Origin of the sequence: Mesorhizobium sp. M2A.F.Ca.ET.037.01.1.1 (assembly GCF_003998075.1) — a bacterium.
Classification (GTDB): Bacteria; Pseudomonadota; Alphaproteobacteria; order Rhizobiales; family Rhizobiaceae; genus Mesorhizobium.
Map to the genome: position 1 here is coordinate 1 of NZ_RZSA01000830.1, position 2,999 is coordinate 2,999.

The 2,999-nt window shown below is 64.7% G+C and carries 3 protein-coding genes; 1 reads left to right on the plus strand and 2 read right to left on the minus strand.

Features of this window, described 5'->3' with window-relative positions:
• Positions 1-228, plus strand: a 228-nt coding sequence (locus tag EOA27_RS29750; protein ID WP_145970612.1) for a nucleoside deaminase, incomplete at its 5' end; no start/stop codon positions are given.
• 58 nt (positions 229-286) lie between these two features.
• On the opposite strand, the gene EOA27_RS29755 is transcribed toward EOA27_RS29750, so the two are convergent.
• Both EOA27_RS29755 and EOA27_RS29760 read right to left on the minus strand, forming a co-directional pair.
• On the minus strand, positions 287-961 hold the full coding sequence (locus tag EOA27_RS29755; protein WP_126083161.1) for a hypothetical protein: 675 nt from the start codon (positions 959-961) through the stop codon (positions 287-289).
• Between the two features lie 307 nt (positions 962-1,268).
• Positions 1,269-2,999 (minus strand): class I tRNA ligase family protein (locus EOA27_RS29760; protein ID WP_127257905.1); only part of this gene is annotated, 1,731 nt, incomplete at its 5' end.

A 2,999-nucleotide genomic window follows, 5' to 3' on the forward strand; every position in this document is an offset into this window, starting at 1 on the left:
CTGGAGCCCTGCGCCATGTGCGCCGGCGCCATCTCCTTCGCCAGGCTGCGGCGGCTCTATTTCGGCGCCGCCGACGAGAAAGGCGGCGCGGTGGTCAACGGCACGCGCTTCTTCGCGTCGCCCATCTGCCACCACGCGCCGGACATCTATCCGGGGATCGGCGAGAGTGAAGCCGCCCTCATCCTCAAGGACTTTTTCCGCGGGAAGCGAAATGGCGGTGAATGGTGAATGGTGAAGAAACTAGCGAGTACTGAGTAGTGATCTATTCACTATTCACTATTCACACTTACAGCCCCAGCCAGTCGAACCAGCCGCCCTTCTTGCCTTCCGCCTGTGCCTTGAGGCGGCGCTCCTTCTTGTATTCGTCCTCGCCGAGTTCGTTCTGCGGCGCGGCATCGGAGGGCTGGCGATAGGCAAGCGGCGGCTCGCTCAGATATTTGCGAGTGGTCGGGTCGCCCTGCTTCTGCTCGGCAAGCCGGCGCTGGATCTCGGCGGTGCGCGTAGCGCTGGAATCATCGGGCGACCAGCGTGGCGGGTGGCTGGAGGCCGAGTCAGCCATCGCCTTCTTCACCGACGCGGGATCGGTCTGGACATCCTCGACGGCTTCCGGCTGGTAATTCGGATCGTTCTGGTGGGCGGTGGCGTCGGCGCGGATGCGGGCGCGGCGCGCCTCGGGCGATTCGGGCCACTCGGTGCTCGCCGTCTCGATGCTTTCCTGCGGCGGCGGCAGGTTTTGCTTCTGCCCCGGCGCGGGTTTCACCAGGTCAGGGCGCGGCTTGTAGTCGATCGGAGTGCGGCGCTTCGGCGTGATCGAGGCCGCGCCCGAAACGTCGTCGAAGAGCTGCGCGGCTGCCGTCTTGTCGGTTCCGTAGGTCGGCGAGCTCATGCAGCCCGACAAGGCGATGGCCGATACCACAAGCGGCGCCACCAGCGCGGCGCGCGCGAACGTTCTGTCGGTCATGCCAAAAAGTCCCACTCTAACTGCCTTTCGGTCGCCACCGGCCAAGGGCACGGTCCCCTTCTTCCCCGCACTTGCGACGGAAATCCGGCGACAATTTGTCTGCCGGAGTGTCGCGTGTTTACCTCAACCACTTGTTAAGGGCAACGCACGGGCGGATATGGGCCGCCCGGCGTGGTACTTTTGCACTTATTTGACCGGCGCATGTCGTTGATCCCAAAACCGCCGCACACTTTTGGGCGACATGCACTTGTTTGAAGAGTGCATGTCGTTAGCCCAAAACCGCCGCACACTTTTGGGCGACATGCACCTAGAGACGCCCGAGCGCCTTGAGCTCGTGCAGCACGGCCGCGTCGCGGGCCGAGACATCCGGGAATTCCTGGTCCTGCCCGACATCGGCGGTGTAGCGCCAGGAGCGCGCGCATTTGGTGAGGCCGCGATCCTCGGCTTTCTCCACCACCACCGCCACGCCCTTGACGTCGTCGAGCGTGAAGGCGCCCTCCGGCGGCTTGCCATGCTTGATGACGAGGTCGCTGGTGATCGCCATCTCGGCCATGTCGACATCGGCGATGGCCGCCTCCAGCGCGGCGTCGTCCAGCGTCACCACCGGCACGGCTTCCAGCGACGAGCCGATCAGCTTCTCGGCGCGCGCGATCTCCAGCGCGCCGGTGACGACGCGGCGCACCTGCCTCACCTTGCGCCATTTCTCGGCCAGCGCCTCGTTGCGCCAGTTCTGCGGGATCTCCGGGAACTGGTCGAGATGCACCGAGACGGCTTCCGGATGGCGGTCGAGCCAGGCTTCCTCGGTGGTGAAGGGCAGCATCGGCGCCAGCCATTTCACCAGGCATTCGAAGAGATGGCGCACCACCTGGACGGCCGAGCGGCGGCGCAGGCTCGACGGCCCGTCACAGTAAAGCGCGTCCTTGCGGATATCGAAATAGAATGCCGAAAGCTCCACCACCATGAAGTCGAGCAGCGCTCGGGTGATGCGCTTGAACTCGAACGCGTCGTAGCCCTGGCGCACCACTTCGTCGAGCTCGGACAGCCGGTGCAGCATCAGCCGCTCCAGCTCCGGCATGGCCTCGACCGGCACGTCCTTGCCGTCGTCATGGGCGAGCGTGCCCAGCATCCAGCGGATGGTGTTCCTGAGCTTGCGATAGGCGTCGATATTGGTCTGCAGCACGTTCTTGCCGAGTCGCTGGTCTTCCCAATAATCGGTCGTCACGACCCAGAGCCGCAGGATATCGGCGCCAGACTGCTTTATCACGTCCTGCGGCACCACCGTGTTGCCGAGCGATTTCGACATCTTGCGGCCTTCCTCATCCATGGTGAAGCCATGGGTGATCACCGCTTCGTAAGGCGCCCTGCCCCTTGTGCCGCAGCTTTCGAGCAGCGAGGAATGGAACCAGCCGCGATGCTGGTCGGAGCCCTCGAGATAGACGTCGGCCGGCCATTTGAGGTCCGGACGGTCTTCCAGCGTGAAGACATGGGTCGAGCCGGAATCGAACCAGACGTCCAGGATGTCCATCACCTGGTGCCATTTCGAGGCATCGTGATTGCCGAGGAAACGTTCCTTGGCGCCGTCGGCGAACCAGGCGTCGGCGCCCTCCTTCTCGAAAGCCTCCGTGATGCGCTGGTTGACGGCCTCGTCCTTCAGCACATTGCCGTCCTCGTCGGCGAAGACGGCGATCGGCACGCCCCAGGCGCGCTGGCGCGAAAGCACCCAGTCCGGGCGCTCCTCGATCATGGCGCGGATGCGGTTCTGGCCGGCCGCCGGCACGAAGCGCGTGTCGTCGATCGCCTTCAGCGCGCGGCTGCGCAGCGTCGTGCCGTCGCCGAGGTCCTTGTCCATATAGACGAACCATTGCGGCGTGTTGCGGAAGATGACCGGCTTCTTCGAGCGCCAGGAATGCGGATAGCTGTGCTTCAGCCGGCCGCGCGCGAAGAGCGCATTGCGCTTGATCAGCTCGTCGATGACCGCCTGGTTGGCGTTGCCCTTTTTGCCGTTGTCGTCGATGACGCGCGCGGCACCGCCTTCGCG